This is a genomic window from Cupriavidus sp. FW216-B1 (assembly GCF_058789195.1).
This window is the reverse complement of sequence record NZ_JBYTEL010000016.1, coordinates 79,500-99,269: the sequence shown is the minus strand read 5'-3', so window position 1 is coordinate 99,269 and position 19,770 is coordinate 79,500. Positions and strand designations below refer to the sequence as shown.

The 19,770-nt window shown below is 71.8% G+C and carries 12 protein-coding genes; 8 read left to right on the top strand and 4 right to left on the bottom strand.

What is annotated here, in order from left to right; genetic code table 11:
• Positions 1 to 148: 148 nt before the first annotated feature.
• On the top strand, positions 149 to 4,186 hold the full coding sequence (locus tag AC3WXD_RS25920; protein WP_492324955.1) for an ATP-binding protein: 4,038 nt from the start codon (positions 149 to 151) through the stop codon (positions 4,184 to 4,186).
• 72 nt (positions 4,187 to 4,258) lie between these two features.
• Here the strand turns inward: AC3WXD_RS25920 and AC3WXD_RS25915 are convergent, their stop codons facing one another.
• Both AC3WXD_RS25915 and AC3WXD_RS25910 read right to left on the bottom strand, forming a co-directional pair.
• On the bottom strand, positions 4,259 to 7,027 hold the full coding sequence (locus tag AC3WXD_RS25915) for an ATP-binding protein (protein ID WP_492324954.1): 2,769 nt from the start codon (positions 7,025 to 7,027) through the stop codon (positions 4,259 to 4,261).
• Between the two features lie 778 nt (positions 7,028 to 7,805).
• On the bottom strand, positions 7,806 to 9,152 hold the full coding sequence (locus AC3WXD_RS25910; protein ID WP_059412204.1) for a DUF2325 domain-containing protein: 1,347 nt from the start codon (positions 9,150 to 9,152) through the stop codon (positions 7,806 to 7,808).
• Positions 9,153 to 9,413: 261 nt separating this feature from the next.
• Between AC3WXD_RS25910 and AC3WXD_RS25905 the strand changes: the two genes are divergently transcribed.
• Positions 9,414 to 9,842 carry a TOBE domain-containing protein gene (locus AC3WXD_RS25905; RefSeq protein WP_020202783.1) on the top strand — a complete coding sequence of 143 codons (429 nt, stop codon included), beginning with the start codon at positions 9,414 to 9,416 and terminating at the stop codon, positions 9,840 to 9,842.
• Positions 9,843 to 9,855: 13 nt separating this feature from the next.
• On the opposite strand, the gene AC3WXD_RS25900 is transcribed toward AC3WXD_RS25905, so the two are convergent.
• Positions 9,856 to 10,857, bottom strand: coding sequence for a molybdopterin-dependent oxidoreductase (locus tag AC3WXD_RS25900; protein ID WP_492324953.1), 1,002 nt, complete (start codon positions 10,855 to 10,857; stop codon positions 9,856 to 9,858).
• 193 nt (positions 10,858 to 11,050) lie between these two features.
• Here AC3WXD_RS25900 and AC3WXD_RS25895 point away from each other — a divergent pair, with 193 nt between their 5' ends.
• Entirely contained in the window at positions 11,051 to 11,452 is a 402-nt protein-coding gene (locus AC3WXD_RS25895; protein ID WP_231401599.1) for a winged helix-turn-helix domain-containing protein, read from the top strand.
• Between the two features lie 156 nt (positions 11,453 to 11,608).
• Positions 11,609 to 13,228, top strand: coding sequence for an inorganic phosphate transporter (locus tag AC3WXD_RS25890; protein ID WP_492324952.1), 1,620 nt, complete (start codon positions 11,609 to 11,611; stop codon positions 13,226 to 13,228).
• A 111-nt stretch (positions 13,229 to 13,339) separates the two neighbouring features.
• Here AC3WXD_RS25890 and AC3WXD_RS25885 read toward each other — a convergent pair whose 3' ends face one another.
• On the bottom strand, positions 13,340 to 13,960 hold the full coding sequence (locus tag AC3WXD_RS25885; protein ID WP_020202787.1) for a flavodoxin family protein: 621 nt from the start codon (positions 13,958 to 13,960) through the stop codon (positions 13,340 to 13,342).
• Between the two features lie 272 nt (positions 13,961 to 14,232).
• On the opposite strand from AC3WXD_RS25885, the gene AC3WXD_RS25880 reads away from it, so the two are divergent.
• From AC3WXD_RS25880 to AC3WXD_RS25865, 4 genes are all read left to right on the top strand, one after another.
• A complete protein-coding gene (locus tag AC3WXD_RS25880) occupies positions 14,233 to 14,862 on the top strand; it encodes a DUF2239 family protein (RefSeq protein WP_492324951.1) in 630 nt (209 codons plus the stop codon).
• A 144-nt stretch (positions 14,863 to 15,006) separates the two neighbouring features.
• Positions 15,007 to 15,654 carry a DUF2846 domain-containing protein gene (locus AC3WXD_RS25875; RefSeq protein ID WP_492324950.1) on the top strand — a complete coding sequence of 216 codons (648 nt, stop codon included), beginning with the start codon at positions 15,007 to 15,009 and terminating at the stop codon, positions 15,652 to 15,654.
• 53 nt (positions 15,655 to 15,707) lie between these two features.
• A complete protein-coding gene (locus AC3WXD_RS25870; protein WP_492324949.1) occupies positions 15,708 to 17,021 on the top strand; it encodes a S1 family peptidase in 1,314 nt (437 codons plus the stop codon).
• Positions 17,022 to 17,135: 114 nt separating this feature from the next.
• Positions 17,136 to 19,580 (top strand): penicillin-binding protein 1A, encoded by a 2,445-nt coding sequence (locus AC3WXD_RS25865; RefSeq protein ID WP_492324948.1) that lies wholly within the window; start codon positions 17,136 to 17,138, stop codon positions 19,578 to 19,580.
• Positions 19,581 to 19,770 lie beyond the last annotated feature (190 nt).

Below are 19,770 nucleotides of genomic sequence, written 5' to 3'. Positions count from 1 at the left end.
GCGCGGCTTCGTACCGTGCCGGGAAGCCCGGCCATCGGCGCGGCGGAGGCGCTATCATGCAAAGCCATCGGCCATGCGGCTCCCGGCGCACGGAGCGGGCGGCCACGCGGGAGCGCAACGCGCCGCGGCGACATAGGACAACCGACTCATGGAAAAAACCTGGACCTCGGGCGAGGCCTGGCGGCGGTGGCTGGTTCATCTTGTCTTGCTGGCGTGCTGCGCCGGCCCGGCGTTCGGCGCGGCGGCTGCGGCCGCTGGCGCGACCGGTCCGGCCGCGGCGCCCGGGCCGGTGCCGGCCGTCATCCGCATCGGCACGGTCAGGCAGGGCCTGCCGCCTTTCCTGTTCGCGCGCGGCGCGCAGCCGAGCGGATACGGCGTCGACCTGCTGCGCGAGGCGCTCGGCAACCCGGCGCTCGAGCTGGTCGAGCACGCCTATCCCGACATCCCGGCGCTGATCGCCGCCACCTGCGCCGGCGAGATCGACCTCCTGATCAGCATGGCGAAGACGGATGCGCGCACGCGCTGCCTGCTCTATTCCGCGCCGTATTTCGAGGGCGACACCGTGGTGGTGGGGCGCACCGCCGACCACGTGGCCGGCGTGCTGTCGCCGGGCTCGAAAGGCGTCCGCTTCGCGGCCGAGCCGGGGTTCTACATGGAAAGCGTGGTGCGCGCGCGGTATCCCGGCGCCACGCTGGTGCCGGTGGGCGACGTCACCGACGGCCTGCGCGCGGTGGTGGCGGGCAAGGCGGACTTCTACTCGGCGGTGCAGCCGGTGGCGGAATACGCGCTGGCCCGCCGCGAGTTCGACGCGCTCTCGGTGGTGAACGCCTATCGCGAACCGGGCAGCGCCGTGCACTTCGCCTTCCCGCCCGCGGCCACCGCGCTGCGCGACCGGGTGGACGAAGGGCTCGCGCGCGTGCCGCGCGAGCGCCGCCTCATGCTGCTGGCGAAATGGATCAACGCGCGCCTGGTGCAGCAGGACGACGCCGACCAGTTCTTCCTCACGCCCGAGGAAAGCGCCTTCCTCAACGCGCTGCCGCCGCTGCGCGTGGGCTTCGACGTGGGCCTGCCGCCCTACAGCTATCTCGACGACAGCGGCCGCCCGAGCGGCATCGCGCTCGATTACCTGAGCTATCTCGGCGAGGCGCTCGGCCTGCGCTTCCAGCGCGTGCCGTCCGGCAACTTCGGCAAGACCGTGGACGCCATGCACGACGGCGCGCTCGACCTGATGGCGGTGGCGGCCCCGAACGACCCCGGCCTGCGGCGGCTGCCGGTCTCGCGGCCCTACGCCGCGTTCCCGGTGGTGATCGTCGGGCGGCAGTCGGCGCCCGCGGTCGGGCATCTGCGGGAACTCGCCGGCCTGCGCGTGGTTGTCACCGCGGCCGGCGGCGCCGGCGGGGTGGTCAGGCGCGGGGTGCCGGGCGCGCTGCTGTCCACCGCGCCCAGCGTGCACGCCGCGCTGCAAAGCGTGGCGGACGGCGACGCCGACGTCTACGTCGACGACCTTGCCTCGGCGGACGTCGAGCTGCAGCGCAGCTTCGCCGGCAAGCTGCGCGTGATCGGCTCGGGCGAGCGCCTGCTGGACATCGGCTTCGCGGTGTCGCCGACACTGTCGGAGCGGCTGCTGCCGCTGGTCAACCGCGCGCTGTCGGCGCTGCAGGACCAGCGCCGGCTCGACATCCAGAAGCGCTACATGGCGGCCAGCTACGTGCTCGAGCCGTCGTGGCGGCAGATCCTGGAGCGCGCCGGGCTGCCGATCGCGGCGCTGCTGTGCATCGTCGCCGTCCTGCTGCGCTCGCAGTACCTGCTGCGCAAGGAGGCAGCCGGCCGGCGCGCGGTGGAGCGCAAGGTCTCGGTGCAGCAGCGCTTCCAGTCGACGCTGATCGACGCCGTGCCGCTGCCGATCGCGGTCATGGACAAGGACGGGCGCTACCTGGCGATCAACGCGGCCTTCCTGTCGCTGCTGGACGTGACGCGCGAGCGCCTCGTCGGCCGCCTGCAGAACGAGGCCGCGGTGTGGGGCGCCGACATCAGCGCCACGCTGGACCAGGCGATCCGCGACGCCATGCAGGCCGGCGAGATGCACCATATCGCGCTCGATTTCCAGGCCGCGTCCGGGCACGCGCGGCACTTCCTGTGCTGGCTGCAGCCGTTCGCCCCGAACGAGTCCGAGGCGGGCGGCGTCATCTTCTCGGCGGTGGAGGTCTCGGAGATCCGCCGCGCCGAGCTCAAGGCGCGCGAGGCCGAGGCGCGGCTGACCGATGTCACGCGCCATCTGCCGGCCACGGTGTTCCAGATGCGCCAGGCGCGCGACGGGCATTTCGCCTTCGTCTGGGTCAGCGGCAACACGCAGGAACTGTTCGGGCTCGATGCCGAGGACATGATGGCCGACAGCGCGCGCGTGCGCGCCTGCGTCCATCCGGACGACGCCGAGCCGCTGCGCGCGGCGGTCACGCGCGCCGGCGCGGCGCTGCAGGCGGTCAACCACGAGGTCCGCCTGCGCGGCCGCGGCGGCTTCCAGTGGGCCCGGCTGCACGCCGTGCCGCGCCGCGAGGACGACGGCACCACGCTGTGGAACGGCTACTGGACCGACACCACCGAGGAGCACGAGCGCGCCGCCGCGCTGGCGAGCGCGCGCGACATCGCCGAGGCCGCCTCGCGCGCCAAGGACAATTTCCTGGCCATGATGAGCCACGAGATCCGCACGCCCATGAGCGGCGTGCTCGGGCTGGTCGAACTGCTCGGCCACACCGAGCTGAGCCGCGAGCAGGCTTCCACGGTCGGCATGATCGAGGACTCCGCCGGCGCGCTGCTGCAGATCCTCGACGATATCCTCGACTACTCCAAGATCGAGGCCGGCCGCATCGACATCGAATGGCTGCCGCTGGACCTGCGCGAGCTGTGCGACAACGCCCTCGGCCTGCTCGCCACGCGCGCGCACGACAAGGGCCTGCTGATGCGACTGGACGTCAGCGACGACGTGGCGGCGGTGGTGCTGGGCGACAGCGTGCGCCTGCGCCAGATCCTCTTCAACCTGCTCAGCAACGCCATCAAGTTCACCGAGCACGGCACCGTCACGCTTGCCGTGGAGGCGGCCGGCGAGCGCGACGGCAGGCAGACCGTGGTGTTCCGCATCAGCGACACCGGCGTCGGCATCGAGCTGGACAAGCAGGCGCGGCTGTTCGAGCCCTTCATGCAGGCGGACTCGTCGACCACGCGGCGTTTCGGCGGCACCGGCCTGGGCCTGTCGATCTGCCGCCGGCTGTTGGCGCTGATGCACGGCGAGATCACGCTGGCCAGCGCGCCGGGCGCGGGCACGCAGGCCGAAGTCCGGCTCGCGCTGCCGGTCAGGGACATGGCCTATACGGTCCGCCCGCTGGCCGGGCGCCGCGCCGCGATCCGCGTGGCCGATGCGCAGGTCTCGCGCGGCATCGCGCACCTGCTGCGCGCCGCCGGCGCGCAGACCGTGGAGCAGCGGCAGCCGGCGCGCGCGGACGGCGCCGGCGAGCCGGGCTTCGACCTGCTGTTCCTGGACGACGGCACGGAGGCGCCCGCGTCTGGCGCCATCCGCATCACCGACAAGCCCAAGCTGGCCGGCTACCGGCTCACGCGCTCGGACGTGCGCCTGAGCGCCAATCCGCTGACGTGGCGCGCGCTGCGCGCGGCCTCGCTGGCCGCCGTCGGCAGCCAGGCGGCGCGCGGCGCGGAGCCCGCCGCCGCGCCGGCGCAGGTGCCCGCGGTGTCGCGCGAGCTGGCGCTGGCGCAGGGGCGGCTGATCCTGATCGCCGAGGACCATCCCACCAACCGCATCCTGCTGCAGCGCCAGCTCAAGGTGCTCGGCTACGCCAGCGACGCGGTCGGCGACGGCGGCGAGGCGCTGGCCGCGCTCGGCAGGACCAGCTACGCCCTGCTGATCACCGACTGCCACATGCCGGTCATGAACGGCTACGAACTGGCGGGGCGGGTGCGCGCGCAGGAAGCGGCCGAAGCGGGCGACGACGCGGAGGGGCGGCGCCACCTGCCCATCGTCGCCATCACCGCCAGCACCGAGGCGGAGGAAATGCAGCGCTGCCTGGACGCCGGCATGGACGAATGCCTGTTCAAGCCCGCGCAACTGCATGTCCTGCGCGCCTGCCTGGAGCGCTGGATCATGCCGGCGCGCTTCTCGGGCGCGGTGGCCGAATAGGGAGGGACGGGCAGGGCGGCGGGGCAGGCAAGGACGGCGGCGCGATGATGGCGATGACGCGCGCGCGTCGCCTCAGTGCAGCGCGAGCGCGCGCCGGATCGCCTGCTTCAGCTCCTGCATCGAGGCCGGCTTGCCGAGGAAGATGTCGATGCCGGCGGCGCGGCTGCGGTGCTCCTCCTCGGCCAGCGTGGACGCGGACACCGCGATGATCGGCGTGTGCCTGCCGCCTTCGGTGGCGCGCACCTGCCGGGCGAGGTCGAAGCCGTCCATGCCGGGCATGTAGAGGTCGGTGATGAGCAGGTCCGCCGGCTCGGCGTGCAGCGCCTTCCAGGCGCCTTCGCCGTCGTCGCAGATCACCACGTTGTCGTAGCCGAGCTGCCGCAACTGGATCTTGAGCAGCAACTGGTTGACGCGATGGTCCTCGGCCACCACGATGCGCGCGGTCTTCTTGTCCGACGGCGCCGGCCCGTTGTCCGGTGGCGCCGCGGCGACCGCGTTGCCGCCCTTGCCGCGCAGCAGCGCTTCCTGGCACGCGGCGACGAAGGCGCTCCACGCGATGGGGTTGTCGTGCAGCACCACCGGGCCGCCGTCCGGCGCGTCGGCCGGCTGGCTGCCCTGGTGGGCCAGCAGGATGTCGCCGGCGCGCGCGCGGGCGCCGCGGGCGGCCACGATGCGCAGCGGCGCGTCGTGGCCATCCGGCTTGCCGTGCGCGCCCGCCTCGCCCGTCAGCAGCGGCCGCATGCCGGCCGCGCTGGCATAGTGCTTGAGCGCCATCACCGCGGCCGCGTCGCTCACGTCGATGGCGATGTCGCGGCCGGCCAGTTGCGGGAACGCATGGCGCCCGCAATCGACCTTCAGGGCGAGCCGCAGCGTCACCGAGGTGCCGTTGCCCTCGTTGCTGCTGATCTCGAGCTGGCCGCCCATCAGTTCGGCCAGTTGCCGGCAGATCGTCAGCCCGAGGCCGGTGCCGCTGAAGCGCCGCGTGGAATGGCCGTCGATCTGCTCGAACGGCTCGAACAGCCGGCGCAGCGACTCGGCCGGAATGCCGATGCCGGTGTCACTCACGGTGATCTCGATGGTCTCGTGCGCGCCGGCGCTCTCCACCAGCGTGGCGCTCACGCTGATGCTGCCCTGCATGGTGAACTTGATGGCGTTGGAGATCAGGTTGAGCAGGATCTGGCGGATGCGCGCGGTGTCCGCGAGGTAGCGCGCCGCGATGCCGGAGTCGATGCAGATGTTCATCCGCAGGCCCTTCTCGTAGGCATTGCCGGACAGCAGGAACACCGCGCCTTCGACCAGTTCGCGCATGTCGGTCTCGGCCTCGACGATCTTCATCTTGCCGGCGCCGATCTTGGCGTAGTCGAGGATGTCGTTGAGGATCTGCAGCAGCGCCTCGCCCGAGCTGTTGGCCACCTGCGCGAGGTGGCGCTGGTGCTCGTCCAGCCCGGTGTCGATCAGCATCTCCAGCAGGCCCAGCATGCCATGCATCGGCGTGCGGATCTCGTGGCTCATCATGGCCAGGAAGCTGTCCTTGGCGTGCAGCGCGGCCTCGGCGGCATCCCTCGCCTGCATCAGCGCCTCGGCCTGTGCGCGCTCCTGCGCGGCGGCTTCCTGCAACTGCCGGATCAGCAGGTCGCGGTCGGCCTCCAGCTCGTCCTTGGCGATGGCCGCGCGCCGCAGCACCTGCACCGAATGCAGCAGCGCGCCGATCTGGGTGCTGCGCCGCGCCGACGGCAGCGACACCTTGTAGTCGCCGCCGGCGATGCGCCGGATGGCGTCGGTCGCGCCCGACAGCGGGCGGATCACGCGGTACGCGAACAGCATGATGATGACGGCCAGCGCCAGCAGCGCGATGCCGATGACGCCGCACAGCACGCGCAGCCGGCTGCCGGCGATGGCGTCCTGCGCCTGGATGATGTGCTCGGCCGAGGCGAGCTCGGCATTGCGCACGCGGATGATGGCGCTCATGGTGGGCACGTAGCGCTCGGCGAAATCCGCGGTGGTCGGGTAGCGCAGGTCGTGCGGCGGCAGCGTGGCGATCTCGTTGAGATAGGCCAGGCCATCGGTGAAATAGCTCGAGCCCATTTCATGCATGGCCAGCAGCGATTCGCGGCGCGCGGCCTTGTCGTCGCGCGTGCGCATCATCACCAGCTCGCCCAGCGCGCGGATCCTGCCGGTCTCCGTCCACAGCGCGCGCTGCTCGTCGACCGACAGCGCCCGGCGCGCGGTGAGCGCCGGGGTGAACACGGAGCCGGCGCGGCCGGCCTGCTCGCGCAGCTCGGCGGTCAGGCGCGCGATGCCGGCATGCTCGGCGGTCAGCGGCTCGGCGCGGATCAGGTCGAACATGACCTCGTCGGAGATCTGCATGATGTCGGTGGTGGCCGTGAACATGGTGCTCAGCACCGTGCACAGCCGGTCGGTGGAGCGCCCCGGGCGCGGCAGTTGCACCAGCCGGTCGACGTGCGCGCGCGCGGCGCGCAGTTGCGCGTGCGTCTGCCGCATCTGCCTGGCGCTGGCCGAGCAATGGTCGCACTGAGAAGCCTCGAGGCCCGCGATGGCTGCCATCATGGCGCTGTCCGTCTCGGCGCGCGCGCGTTCGAGGTCGTGCAGCTTGTTCTCCGGCGCGGGCGTGTCGCTGCCCAGCACGGCGTTGGACGGGCCGCGCTCCGCCGAGGCCTTCTCGGCCGCGACCAGCACCGCGCGGAACAGGTTCAGCATCGGCCCGGTCTCCTGCGCATCGTTGTAGGTCCGCCATTCCAGCAGCAGCAGGTAGCCCGCCAGACCCAGCGTGGTCACGAAGATGAAGGCGGCAACCAGCCGGAAGCGTCGGTCAATGCGCATGTGCTGTTTCAGGTGCGGTTATGTACTTGTGCTGACGGCGCCTCGTGAGCACATGTCATTGCCGATGGCGTGGCCGGGGCAGTGCAATGTGCCGGCCACGTCCGCCGGGCCGTCCGTGGCGCGACGGCGGCCTGGAGTGGGAGGCCGGCTCGTGCGTTCGCCGGCGAAAGACGGCGGACAGGCACGCCGGAAGCCCACGCAATGCCTGTCGGCTGCGCGGCGCGGTCAAGGACGGGTGGCTTGTCATGTGGGGTCGCCAGAACGGCGCGCGAGCGGGTCCGGGCGGAACATGCCGATAACACGCAGGACTTTATCCCGCCATTTCCGACATGATTTTGGGAAATTTCCCAATGTAGGAGGGGAAAATTCCCAATCACATTGCTGTGCTGTAGGAATCTCCCGAGATGCTCGCGCAGCGGCGCGGCATGTCGGCCAATCGCAATGCGAAGGCCCTGTTTGCAGCCTGTGCGCGCGGCGAGGGACGTTCCGCCAACGGCAGGCAGCTCGCGCATTCCGGCGCGGCGCGCGCCGCGCCGATGCCATTCGGAATGGCCTGCGCCGGAGCGGGGAGGGCGGGGCCGCGCGCCGGCCAGCTGCGCCGGCCGCGCGTCAATGCATGCGCCGCGGGCGGGTGTGGCGAAGCGGGTGCGCGGCGGGCCGCAGGCGGGCGTTCACGCGCCGGCCCGGGATGTCGGCCGGATTCAGGCCGCCGGCGCGGCCGGAGAGGACAAGCGCATGGCGCGCCGGCCCAAAGGATAGCAAGGATGCGAGCGACGCATCACGGTGCGCGCGCGCCGGCAAGCGCCACGGCGCGCGGCGCGGCGGTGGTGTCCGCGTGGCCGGATGGCGGCACGGCCACGCGGCTCGCCAGCTCCACGAAGCTGGCCACGCTCGCCGTGCGCAGCGGATGGTAGGCGACCTGGTGGCGCTCGCACACGCGCTTGATCATGTTCATCGAATCGTGGTCGATGCAGTCCACCGGGAAGACCACCATGTCGGCGCGCGCCACCGTCGCGGCCAGCAGGCCCTTGCGGTCCTCGATGCCGCCGTCGTGCAGCACCAGGTGGCCGCCGGTCGATTCGACCAGCGCCTTGAGCGCGTTGTTGGAGCCGGGGCGGCCGCCCACGTACACGATGCGCTTGCCCTCCAGGTGGCGCAGCCCCGGATGGCGCCCGCGCGGCTCGCCGTCCTGGCCGCCGGCCGCGAGCACGGCCTGTTCCAGCGCGCGCGTCTCGGCGTGGCTGGCGGCCAGTTGCGCCAGCGCGTCGTCGCGCTGCGCGCGCAGCGCCTGCGCCGCTTCCTGCTCCCGCAGCGCATGCTGCTCCGCGGCCTCGCGGCGGCTCGCGTGCAGCGCGGCGGCTCGCTCGTGCTCGGCCAGCGCGTCGCGCAGCGCGCGCAGCTCCGCCTGCGCCGGCGTGCCCTCGGCGCCGGCGCGCGCGCTGGCGTGGGCGAGCCGCTCGCCCAGCGCCGCGAGCTCGCGCGCCTGCGCGTCATGCCGCGCGCTCATTTCCTGCAGGCGTTCCTGTTGCCGCTCGAGCTTGGCGCGCAGCGCGGCGTTGTCTTCCTCCAGCGCCATCAGCCGCCGGATGTCGGCGCGGTTGGCGGCGCCCACCAGGTGCGACAGCATGTGCACCTCGCCGAAGGCGGCCTGGCGCACCGGGCTGCTCGCTTCCGGATGGGTCATCACGGCCCAGTAGGCCGGCGGGATGTCGCCGCTGGCCACCGCTTCCTGCCAGAGCTTGAGCACGGCGTCGGCGTCGCGCGCCGCGTTGAAGTGGCGCAGGGCCTGCGCATAGCGCTCGTCGAGCGCCTTCTGCAGGGCCTTGCAGCCGTCGCCGCCCGCGCCGGCGAGCTTGACCGCCTCGTGGTGGATTTCCAGGTCGGTGGCGCGCTGCCGGTCCAGCGCCACGAAGCGCGGCACCAGCTTGCGCAGCTCGCCGGTGGTCATGCACGTGCCGATGATCGAGCAGTGCAGGTGCGAGTCCAGCTCGGCCAGGCGCGCGCGGCGCCGCGCGGGGCGTGCCTGCGGCGCCGCCGGCGCGCAGCAGGCCAGGGGCGCCGGCTGGTTGCCGAGCGCCGTCTCGATGCCGTTGGCGCGGGCCAGGCGAAACGGTGGAGCGTGCATGCGATACCTCGCGTGGAAAAGGGCAGGCCCGGCACCGCGCCGCGTGGCAGCCAGGTGCGGGGTCCCGCCGTCTCGTCGAAATATACCATTGAATATAACGGATGTGCGGAGCCGCGCCGGACCGGCGGAAGCCGCGCGCAAAGGCGGTAATATCTGCTGGCTGGGTGCCCGGCTCACCGCCGGCGCGCGCGCCGGCGTCCTTGCGGCCAGAGTGATGGCCGCCGAAACGACCAATCGATCAATCGACCAATCGAGGGGAAGATGAATATCAGCGCAAGAAACAAGCTCGACGGCAAGGTAAGCGCCATCCGCCAGGGCGCGGTCAACGACGAGATCGACCTGGAGATTGCCGGCGGCGTGCGCATCGTCGCCAGCATCACCGGCGAGAGCACCAGGCGGCTGGGGCTGGCCGTGGGCAAGGACGCCACTGCCCTGATCAAGGCCTCGTCGGTGATCGTCGGCGTGCCCGATCCGGGCACGCTGCTGTCGGCCCGCAACCAGCTCGTGGGCACGGTGTCGGGCATCAAGACCGGCGCCGTCAATTCGGAGGTCGCCATCGGCCTGCCGCAGGGCGGCGAGATCGTGGCCATCATCACCAACGAGAGCGTCGGCGGCCTCGGCCTGAAGCAGGGCGGCGCGGCCGTCGCCATCTTCAAGGCCTCCAGCGTGCTGCTGGCCGTGCGCGCCTGAGCCCGGCGCGGGCTCAGCGGGCGGGCGGCGCCGCGAACACCTCCAGGCTGACCAGCCTGGAGACGTGGCGGCCGGGCTTGCCGTCGCCCGGAATCACCAGCCGGGCAAAGCCGCCGGCGCCCAGCGGCGCGCCGTCCATCTCGTAGGCGATCAGGTCCGGCTGGTTGCCGAAGCCGGGCGCGATCTCGCCCAGCGCCACCAGCGCCTTGTAGCCGTCGCTGCCGGTGGCCACCACGTACATCGCCAGCATGCCGTTCTTCGCCGCGCCGGGCGCCAGGCCGGCCCGGGCATCGAGCAGGTCCCACAAGCTCGCGCCGGTATAGGTGTGGGCGCCGACTGTGCGCGTTACCGCCGGCAGTGCCTTGAGCGCGGCGAGGTCGAAGCTGCCGGGCTGCCTGACCGCCCCGCTCACCGCGATCCGGGTCGAGGGGGCGCCGTCCGCCGCGGCCACCGTGGAGCCGGACGCGCGCACTTCCAGCCGCCGCAGGCCGGCCACGTAGCGCCCGCCCTCGCCGTCGCCGGGCGCGGTCACGCGCAGCGGGCCGCCGGCGGCCAGCGGCGCCGCCGCGCCGTCCACGGTCTCGCCATAGGCCACCAGGCTGGCGCGGTTGCCGAAGTCCGGCTTCAGTTCCGCGAGGGAAAAGACCACCCGGTAGCCGTCCGCGCCGGTGGCCAGCACATAGCGCGCCAGCGCGTCGTTCCTGGCTGCCGGGTCGGCCTGGATGCCCATGCCGTCGAGCAGGTTCCACAGCGGCGTGCCCACGTAGGTATGGGTCTGCGTGCCGCGGCTGCTGGCGAAGCTGACGGTCTGGGTGACGGCGGGCAGCGCGTGGAGTCGGGGCAGCGTGAGCGTTGCCGGGCGGTCGAGCGCGCCGGCCACCTGCAACTGGCCATCGGCCGGGGCCGGTGGCGCCACCGCGCCGCCGGGGATGTTGGGGCCGCCGCATGCCGACAGCAGCAGCGGCACGAGGGCGGCGCGCAACAATGCGGACAGCGGACCGTTCGGCTTGCGCATCTGGATTCCTCCCGTGGTTCCGCGGGCGCGCCGCGTGGCGGCGTTCCCGGCTGCCGGCGCGGCGCTCGCGGGGGCGCGGCCGGCGTTATGTCGACTCTAACATAGCGCGCGGCGCACATATCGGGACGGCGGCGGGCGCGTTCCGGGTGCGCATCGATACCGCCGCGGGGCCGCGCCGAGTTACCATCGCGTCATGGTCAAACTAGCCCGCTCCCGTACCACCGTCAGCCCGGACGCACCGCAGGCGCTCCTGCGCATGCGCATCATGCTCGGCGATACCATCGCCATCGGCCCCGGCAAGATCGCCCTGCTCGAAGCCATCCGCGCCTGCGGCTCCATCTCGGCCGCGGCCAAGCGCCTCGACATGTCCTACAAGCGGGCGTGGGACCTGCTCAACGAGATCAACCGCTCGCTGGCCCAGCCGGCGGTCGATTCCGAGCACGGCGGCTCGCAGGGCGGCGGCACGGTGCTCACGCCCGTCGGCGAGGAAGTGATCCGCCTCTACCGCGCCGCCGAGGCGCGCGCCGCCAAGGCCTGCGCGGGCGAGATCGACGGGCTGATCCGCCTGCTGGCCCGCCCCGGGCCCACGCCCTGAAACCGCCGCGGAAATGCCGGCCGCAGGCCGGCCGCGCACCCGGTTCCGCCTGGAAATAGTCCGCCCCCTTTGTGATGCGCATGAGACGCGCGTCATGGGAGTGTCATGTTCCGGCAGGAGGATGGCGCTTCATCTTTGCGCAAGGGGGAGCGGAACATGAGCAACACGATCGAAACGGCGCCCATCGCCGATGCGGGGCGCATGCGCCCCAACCTGGACCACCGGCCCGGCAAGCTCACCGGCCTGGCCTTCCTGCTGCTGGTTGCCGCGGGCGTGGCCTACACCGGCATGAGCCTGGTCCACGACCTGTCCTCGGCGGCGTCGATGCCGACCACGTGGCTGCCCTTCCTGCTGCTCGGCGTTGCCCTGCTGATCGCGCTGGGTTTCGAGTTCGTCAACGGCTTTCACGATACCGCCAACGCCGTGGCCACGGTGATCTACACCAACTCGCTGCCGCCGCAGTTTGCGGTGATGTGGTCGGGGGTGTTCAACTTCCTCGGCGTGCTGGTGTCGAGCGGCGCGGTGGCGTTCGGCGTGATCTCGCTGCTGCCGGTGGAACTGATCCTGCAGGTGGGTTCCGCGGCCGGCTTCGCGATGGTGTTCGCGCTGCTGATTGCCGCCATCATCTGGAACCTCGGCACGTGGTGGCTCGGGCTGCCGGCGTCGTCGTCGCACACGCTGATCGGCTCGATCATCGGCGTGGGCGTGGCCAATGCGCTGATGCACGGGCGCGACGGCACCAGCGGCGTGGACTGGCCGCAGGCGATCAAGGTCGGCTACTCGCTGCTGCTCTCGCCGCTGGTCGGCTTCGGCTGCGCGGCCATCCTGCTGTTGCTGCTGCGCGCGCTGGTCCGGCGCCCCGAGCTGTATGCCGAGCCGGTCGCCAACAAGGCGCCGCCGCTGTGGATCCGCGGCCTGCTGGTGCTCACCTGCACCGGCGTGTCGTTCGCGCACGGCTCCAACGACGGGCAGAAGGGCATGGGCCTCATCATGCTGATCCTGGTCGGCACCGTGCCGCTGTCGTATGCGCTCAACCGCGCCATGCCGGTCGACGAGACGACGCGTTTCGCCGCCGTGGCCCAGGTCACCAGCGAAGCCCTGCGGCACAGCGTGCCCGCGCCGGCGGCGGCGCCGTCCGATCCGCGCGGCGTGCTGTCGACCTACCTGCGCACCCACGAGTTCAACGCCGGCGTGGTGCCGGCGCTGGCCGTCGTCGCCGGCGGGATCGGCGACCAGGTGCGCGCGCACGACAGCCTGGCGGGCGTACCGGCCGCCGCGGTGGCCAACGTGCGCAACGAGATGTATCTCGCCTCCGAGGCCATCCGCCTGCTGGAGAAGGAAAGTGCCGTCAAGTTCGACGCCACCACCAGGGAAAACCTGGCCGCGTTCAAGCAGGAGATCGACGCCGCGACCAAATTCATCCCGCTGTGGGTCAAGGTGGCCGTCGCCATCGCGCTCGGCCTCGGCACGATGGTCGGCTGGAAACGCATCGTCGTCACCGTGGGCGAGAAGATCGGCAAGACTCACCTGACCTACGCGCAGGGCGCGTCCGCCGAACTGGTGGCGATGGCCACCATCGGCGCGGCCGATGCCTTCGGCCTGCCGGTATCCACCACCCACGTGCTGTCGTCGGGCGTGGCCGGCACGATGGCGGCCAACCGCTCGGGCCTGCAGATGTCCACCATCCGCAACCTGATGATGGCCTGGGTGCTGACGCTGCCGGCGGCGATCCTGCTGTCGGGCTGCCTGTTCTGGCTGTTCTCGAAACTGTTCTGAACGGACAAGGGGCCGGGCACCGGTATTGTCCGGTGCCCGGCCCCTGCCTTCACCGCCGCCATGCGCGGCGGCGGCGCCCGTGGCGTGCCCGCGGGTGCCCGCGCGTCAGGTTCAGGCAGCCTGCTTGACCGCCGCCAGCGCGCGCCGGCCGACGGCCAGTTGCCGCGCGACTTCCGCCACGCGCGCGCCCAGGTGTTCGGCGGTGCGCAGGTCGGCCAGCGGCGGCACTACGTCCGCGCTCTCGTCCGCGTTCGACTGCGCCGCGGCGCCGAGGAAGAAGCCGTGGCGGTTCAGCGTGTCCTCGGTCGACTTGGAGTTGTTGTGGCCCGGGGGCAGGCCCAGGTTGACCCAGTGCATGCCGTGCTGCGCGGCGAAGATGGACAACTGCTGCAGCGTGGCCAGCTTGTCGCCCGAGCGCGAGGCCGAGTTGGTGAAGCCCGCCGATACCTTGTTGGCCCACTTGCCGCCCTTGGCGAAGACGTTGCGCGAGGTGGCGTCCATGAAGCCCTTGAACTGCGCCGACGCGCTGCCCATGTAGGTCGGGGCGCCGAAGATGATGCCGTCCACGTTTTCGAGCGTGTCCCAGTGCTGGTCGATGTCGTCGATGCTGATCAGCAGGCTTTCCACGCCGTCCACGCCGGCGGCGCCGCGGGCGACGGCCTGGGCTTGCCTGGCGGTGTGGCCGTAGCCGCTGTGGTAGACGATGGCGATCTTGGTGGCGATGGCGCTCATGGCGATGTCCTCGATGATTGCGAAATTTTGAACTGCGGGATCTGGCTTCGGCTGGCTGTGTTGCCCGCCGGTGAAAGCAAGTTTAAGCAGATGGCGCGGGCGTGCGTGACGGAAATATCAACAAGTCATTGAGGTAATTTGAATGTGGCCGCCTGTGCGGCCTGGCGTACCCGTGCCGTCCCTCTATTTTTACCCGGGTAATATTGACGATCCAATTTCACCCGGGTAATATTGGCGCCATCATCCATCTTCCGCGGCAACGCCAGTCCGTCATGAGTGAGAACCAGCCAGTCCAGTACACCGCCTTCGAAGGCAGCCGGCGCATCGCCGCGGGCCCGCTTGCGCATGTGGCGCGGCAGGTCAGGCAACGTTTCGCGGACCAGCCGGTCGCCGGCGTGCTGATCTTTTGCGACGACGACTGCCAGCAGGCGGAAGTCGATTTCCGCGGCAGCGCCGCCGAGGTGGCCGCGCGCATCGCCGCCGCGGAGCAGGCCGCGTCCGCTGTCGCCACCACCGTTACCGCCGTCGCGCCGGCGGACGAAGCCGGCGCGCCGCGCGGCCCCGGCCGTCCCCGGCTGGGCGTGGTGGCGCGCGAGGTCACGCTGCTGCCGCGCCATTGGGAATGGCTCGGCGCGCAGCCGGGCGGGGCCTCGGTGGTGCTGCGCAGGCTGGTGGACGAGGCGCGCCGCGCCGGCGCGGGCAAGGACCGCATCCGCCACGCCCAGGAGGCCGGCTATCGCTTCATGGCCGCGGCCGCCGGCGGCGAGGCTAATTTCGAGGAAGTGGCGCGCGCCCTGTTCGCGGGAGACCGCGCGCGCTTCGACCAGCTGCTCGCGCCGTGGCCGGCCGACCTGCGCGGCTATCTCGCGCAGCGTGCCGAGGCCGCCTTCGCCGGGGAGTGAGGCAGCCGCGGCCGGCCGCGCCCTTGTCCAATCCGCATGGCCGCTGCAGAATACGGCCACAACGAAAAACGCAGAACCAGACCAGACGGGCGGGTATCGGGACATGGGTATCAAAGGGGTATTGCTGGCGGCCGGCACGGCTGCATGGCTGGTGTCGGGCTGCGCCTCGGGGCCGTCTTTCCAGGACGTGCAACAGGCCATGCCGCCCCTGCGCGCGGGCGAAGGCCGGACTTCTTCCTGCGCTCCGCGTCGATGATGGGCGCCGCCATCCAGCCGGAGTTGCGCATCGACGAAGAGGTCGTGGGGCGCAGCCGTCCCGGCGGCTTCTTCTTCGTCGACCGCAAGCCCGGCAGCTTCGTCGCTTCGGCCACGACCGAGGTCGAAACCACATTGTCTTTCCGGCTGGCCGCGGGCGAGACCAAATATCTGCGCACCTCGATCGACTTTGGCCTGTTCGCCGGCCACGTGGTGCTGCGGGAGGAATATCCCGACGGCGCGCGCGCGGAACTGGCCAGCCTGGCTTACACGGGCGATCTGCCTGTGTCGATGTCAGCCACCGGCTCCGCGCCGGCCGGCACGGCCGGGGCCGGCGTTGCCGCTGCGGTTCCCGCTGCGCCTGTTCCGGTGCCTGTCTCTGTGCCTGTCTCGGTGCCTATTCCGGCGCCTGTCCGCGCGCCTGTCACGGCGCCGGTCGCCGCCGCTGTCGTTCCCGCGCGCTCGGCGCCCTCCGCGCCGGCGGACGCCGGCACGGTGCGCATGGACGACCTGCGCTACCTGATGCCGGCCCGATGAGGCGGCGCTTCGCTTCTCCCATCCAGGGACCACGGTTTTCTCTTTCCCCGCCCATGACCATCACGACCCGCACCCCGCGCCGCGCCGCGCTGTCCCTCGCGCCCGCGGCGCTCCTGCTTGCCGCCGCCAGCGCCCACGCGCTCGACAGCGCGCAACTGCTCGTCAGGCTCGCCCCCAGCGTCTACGGGGTGCGCACCACGGGCCAGAACAACGCGCCGCTGTCCTCGGGCTCGGCCGTGGTGATCGGGGCCGGGCAGCTCGTCACGTCCTGCCACGTGCTGGCCGGCGCGCGCGGCATCGCCGTGCGCCGCGACAACGTGAGCTATGACGCCACGCTGGAAGCGCCCGACGTCGAGCGCGACCTGTGCCTGCTGCGCGTGGCCAATTTCAGCGCGCCGGCGGTGGCCGTCTCCACGGCGGCGGCGCCGTCCTTCGGCCAGAAGGTGGTGGCGGCCGCGAGCCCGGACGCCGCGGGCGTCGCGCTGCAGGAAGGCAGCGTGGCGGGCCTGCATGCCGGCGCGGACGGCAAGCTGGACCGCATCGAGGTCACGGCGCAGATGCCGGCCTCGTCCGGCGGCGGCGTGTTCGACGACAGCGGCCGGCTGGTGGGCGTGATCGCGGGGCGCGCCGATGCGGGCGACAAGCTGCTCAAGGCCGTGCCCGCGGGCTGGATCGCGGCGGCCAGGGAGCGCGGCGTGGCGGCGATGGCCAGCTACCGGCAGTCGCCTCCGCCCGCCGCTCCCGCCGCTTCGCCGGGACCGGTAGCCTCGTCGGCCCCGGCCGCCGCCGACGAAGCGGGCGCCGTCGTGGCCGGCAAGCAGTCGCCGGCGGTGGGCGAGGTCTGGCGCTACGACCTGCTCGACAAGCTCACCCGCAAGCGGCGCGAGGTGGTCTACCGCGTCGACAGGATCGACGGCGAGCGCGTGACCTTCAACCAGGGCGCGCGCATCGAGAGCCGCGATGGCCGCCTGGAGCGGCTCGTCACGCCCAGCGGCGGCGAGTTCGATGCCGCCTCGCCGCCGCACGGCTGGGTGCCCGACAACGTCAAGCCGGGCCAGCGCTGGAAGTACAGCTACAAGCAGCCCGGCTCCGAGCTGAGCACCGAACTCAGCGGCGAGGCCACCGGCGAGTCCACCATCACCGTGCCGGCGGGCAGCTTTCGCGTGCTGCGCATCAGCTACAAGGGTTATGTGATGCGGCCCTTCTACGGCTTTTCCTCCGGCGGCGCGCAGAGTTCCGTGCTCTACACGGCGGTGGCGTGGTACGCGCCCGAGCTGCGGCGCGTGGTGCGCTTCGATGCCACCTATGCCACGCGCTGGGAAAAGACGGACGAAAGCCTGATGCTGGTCGAGCATCGCTTCGATTAGGCGGCGCCGGCGCCACCCCGCTGCGCCGCGGTGCGTTTTTGGTAGGATGCAGGCCTTTCCATTGACGGCTGGCCGGCCGCGCGCCGGGCCGCGCCGCCGTCCGCCGCTCGCTTCATGAATCTGGAACAGATCAAGACCTTCGCCGCCGGCCGCCTTGCCTTCCTCTCCCGCCTGCGGCGCCCCACGCGCCGCGGCGTGCTCAGGGCGGTGGCCGCCGTGCCGCTGCTGTTCCTGCTGTACGTGGTGGTGCTGGTGCCGTTCACCCCGGGCATCCGCGACATCCGCAAGGCCAAGTCCGACCAGCCCGCGCAGGTGCTCTCGGCCGACGGCAAGGAACTGGCCGTGTACAAGTGGGCCAACCGCGAATGGGTCCGGCTGGCGGACATCTCGCCCAACGTCACCGCCGCGCTGATCGCCACCGAGGACCACCGCTTCTACCAGCACTTCGGGCTGGACTGGCGCCGGCTCGGCTCGGCCGCGCTGCGCACCTTCTCGGGCGACCGCCAGGGCGGCTCCACCATCACGCAGCAGCTCGCGCGCAATCTCTACCCCGACGAGATCGGCCGCGCGCCCACGCTCACGCGCAAGCTCAAGGAAGCGATCACCGCGCTGAAGATCGAGGCGCTCTACACCAAGGACGAGATCCTCGAGACCTATCTCAACACGGTGCCGTTCCTCTACAACGCCTACGGCATCGAGATGGCGGCGCGCACGTATTTCGACAAGTCCGCCGACCAGCTCGACGTGCTGGAAAGCGCCACGCTGATCGGCATGCTCAAGGGCAACAGCTACTACAACCCGGTCATCAACCCGGAGCGCGCGCTGCAGCGGCGCAACCTCGTGCTGGCGCAGATGGTCAAGTACGAGAAGCTGGCGCCGGCCCGGTTCGAGCAACTGAAGAAGCGGCCGCTGCGCATCGATTTCGAGCGCCAGACCGAGCCGCCCGGCCCGGCGCCGCACTTCGCGCAGCAACTGCGCAAGTGGCTGATCAATTGGGCCGACCGCAACGACTACAACATCTACACCGACGGGCTGGTGGTGCGCACCACCATCGATTCGCGCCTGCAGGCGCTGGCCACGCAGGCCGTGGCGCGCCAGGGCAACCAGCTCCAGGGCATCGCCGACTCGGCGTGGTCGCAGCGCTCGGGCTGGTCCGCCGGCAGCGACCTGGTGCGGGCCTTCGTGCGCGAGACGCCGGAGTTCCGCGCCGCGCGCGAGGCCGGGCAGTCGCCCGAGGACGCCCTCAGGACGCTGCTGGCGGACCGCGCCTTCATGCAGGCGCTGCGCCAGTCCAAGACGCGCATCCAGGCCGGTTTCCTCGCGCTCGACCCGCGCAATGGCGAGATCAAGGCCTGGGTCGGCAGCCGCGATTTCACCCAGGACGCCTTCGACCACGTGCAGCAGGCCCAGCGCCAGCCCGGCTCCACCTTCAAGCCCTTCGTCTACGGCGCGGCCTTCGAGCAGGGCGCCAGCCCCGACGACACCTTCATCGACCAGCCCGTGGAAATCCCGCTGGCCGGCGGCGAAGTGTGGCGGCCCTCGGACGACGGCCCGCCCAGCGGGCGCGCCATGAGCCTGCGCGACGGCCTGGTGTATTCCAAGAACACCATCACCGCGCAACTGATGCAGACCGTCGGGCCCGACAAGGTGGCCCGGCTGGCGCGGGTCATGGGCGTGCGGCAAAGCAAGCTCGAGATCGTGCCGTCGCTGGCGCTCGGCACCAGCCCGGTCACGCTCAAGGAAATGGTCACGGCCTACGGCACCATCGCCAACCAGGGCGCCTACCTGGAGCCGGTGATGGTCACGCGCATCGAAGACCGCAACGGCGAGGTGCTGGAGACCTTCCGCCACGCCTCGCCCGAACGGGCGCTGCCGGTGGCCACCGCGCAGACGCTGCTCGACGTCATGCGCGGCGTGGTGGACCGCGGCACCGGCAGCAGCATCCGCAGCCGCTTCGGCATCCGCGCCGACGTCGCCGGCAAGACCGGCACCACGCAGGACAACGCCGACGGCTGGTTCATCCTGATGCACCCGCAACTGGTGGCCGGCGCGTGGGTCGGCTTCAACGACAGCCGCATCACGCTGCGCAGCGACTACTGGGGCCAGGGCGCGCACAGCGCGCTGCCGATGGTGGGCGACGTCTTCCAGCGCGCGCTGCGCACGCGGCTGATCGACGCCAACGTCCGCTTCGCCGAGCAGGAAGACAGCGGCTTCTGGGACACCATCGCCGGCACCGTGCGCGGCTGGTACCAGCGCCTGTTCGGCAGCGCGCCGAAGCCGGAGGCGCCGCTGCCGCAGCCCCGGCGCGCGCCGCGGCCCGCCGCCACCGAAAGCAGCGCGCCGGCCGCCAGCGAGGCCAGCGCGGTTGCTCCGGCGCCGCCCGCCAGCGACAGCGGCGCGCCGTACCCTGGCGATGCCCCGGCATCGGCCGCGGTGCCCGCGCCGGCCGGCGCGGCGCCGCAGGCGGGCGCGCCAGTCTCGGGTTTGCCGCCCGCCGTGCCCGCGCCGGCACAGAATGACGGCGGCGTCAGCGAGGGTGGCGCGGCGCAGGCGCAGTAGCGGCCGGCGTCTGTGACCCCGGGATCAATCGGACGATCCGCTCTGGAGCAGAGTGCGGGGGCACGACAAGAAGCCCTGCGGGCTTTGCGTGGGTGCTACTTCATGCGCTCCCGGAGCTTGCACACGTCATCGTCGTTGCGCTTGCCGATGACCATCACGTCAGCGAGTGCTTAGCCGGCTACCGCGCAGA

Bases quoted from the DNA above. Each gene is read 5' to 3' on its own strand.
- AC3WXD_RS25920 (WP_492324955.1), top strand. From the start codon at position 149: ATGGAAAAAACCTGGACCTCGGGCGAGGCCTGGCGGCGGTGGCTGGTT.
- AC3WXD_RS25915 (WP_492324954.1), bottom strand. From the start codon at position 7,027: ATGCGCATTGACCGACGCTTCCGGCTGGTTGCCGCCTTCATCTTCGTG.
- AC3WXD_RS25910 (WP_059412204.1), bottom strand. From the start codon at position 9,152: ATGCACGCTCCACCGTTTCGCCTGGCCCGCGCCAACGGCATCGAGACG.
- AC3WXD_RS25905 (WP_020202783.1), top strand. From the start codon at position 9,414: ATGAATATCAGCGCAAGAAACAAGCTCGACGGCAAGGTAAGCGCCATC.
- AC3WXD_RS25900 (WP_492324953.1), bottom strand. From the start codon at position 10,857: ATGCGCAAGCCGAACGGTCCGCTGTCCGCATTGTTGCGCGCCGCCCTC.
- AC3WXD_RS25895 (WP_231401599.1), top strand. From the start codon at position 11,051: ATGGTCAAACTAGCCCGCTCCCGTACCACCGTCAGCCCGGACGCACCG.
- AC3WXD_RS25890 (WP_492324952.1), top strand. From the start codon at position 11,609: ATGAGCAACACGATCGAAACGGCGCCCATCGCCGATGCGGGGCGCATG.
- AC3WXD_RS25885 (WP_020202787.1), bottom strand. From the start codon at position 13,960: ATGAGCGCCATCGCCACCAAGATCGCCATCGTCTACCACAGCGGCTAC.
- AC3WXD_RS25880 (WP_492324951.1), top strand. From the start codon at position 14,233: ATGAGTGAGAACCAGCCAGTCCAGTACACCGCCTTCGAAGGCAGCCGG.
- AC3WXD_RS25875 (WP_492324950.1), top strand. From the start codon at position 15,007: ATGGCTGGTGTCGGGCTGCGCCTCGGGGCCGTCTTTCCAGGACGTGCA.
- AC3WXD_RS25870 (WP_492324949.1), top strand. From the start codon at position 15,708: ATGACCATCACGACCCGCACCCCGCGCCGCGCCGCGCTGTCCCTCGCG.
- AC3WXD_RS25865 (WP_492324948.1), top strand. From the start codon at position 17,136: ATGAATCTGGAACAGATCAAGACCTTCGCCGCCGGCCGCCTTGCCTTC.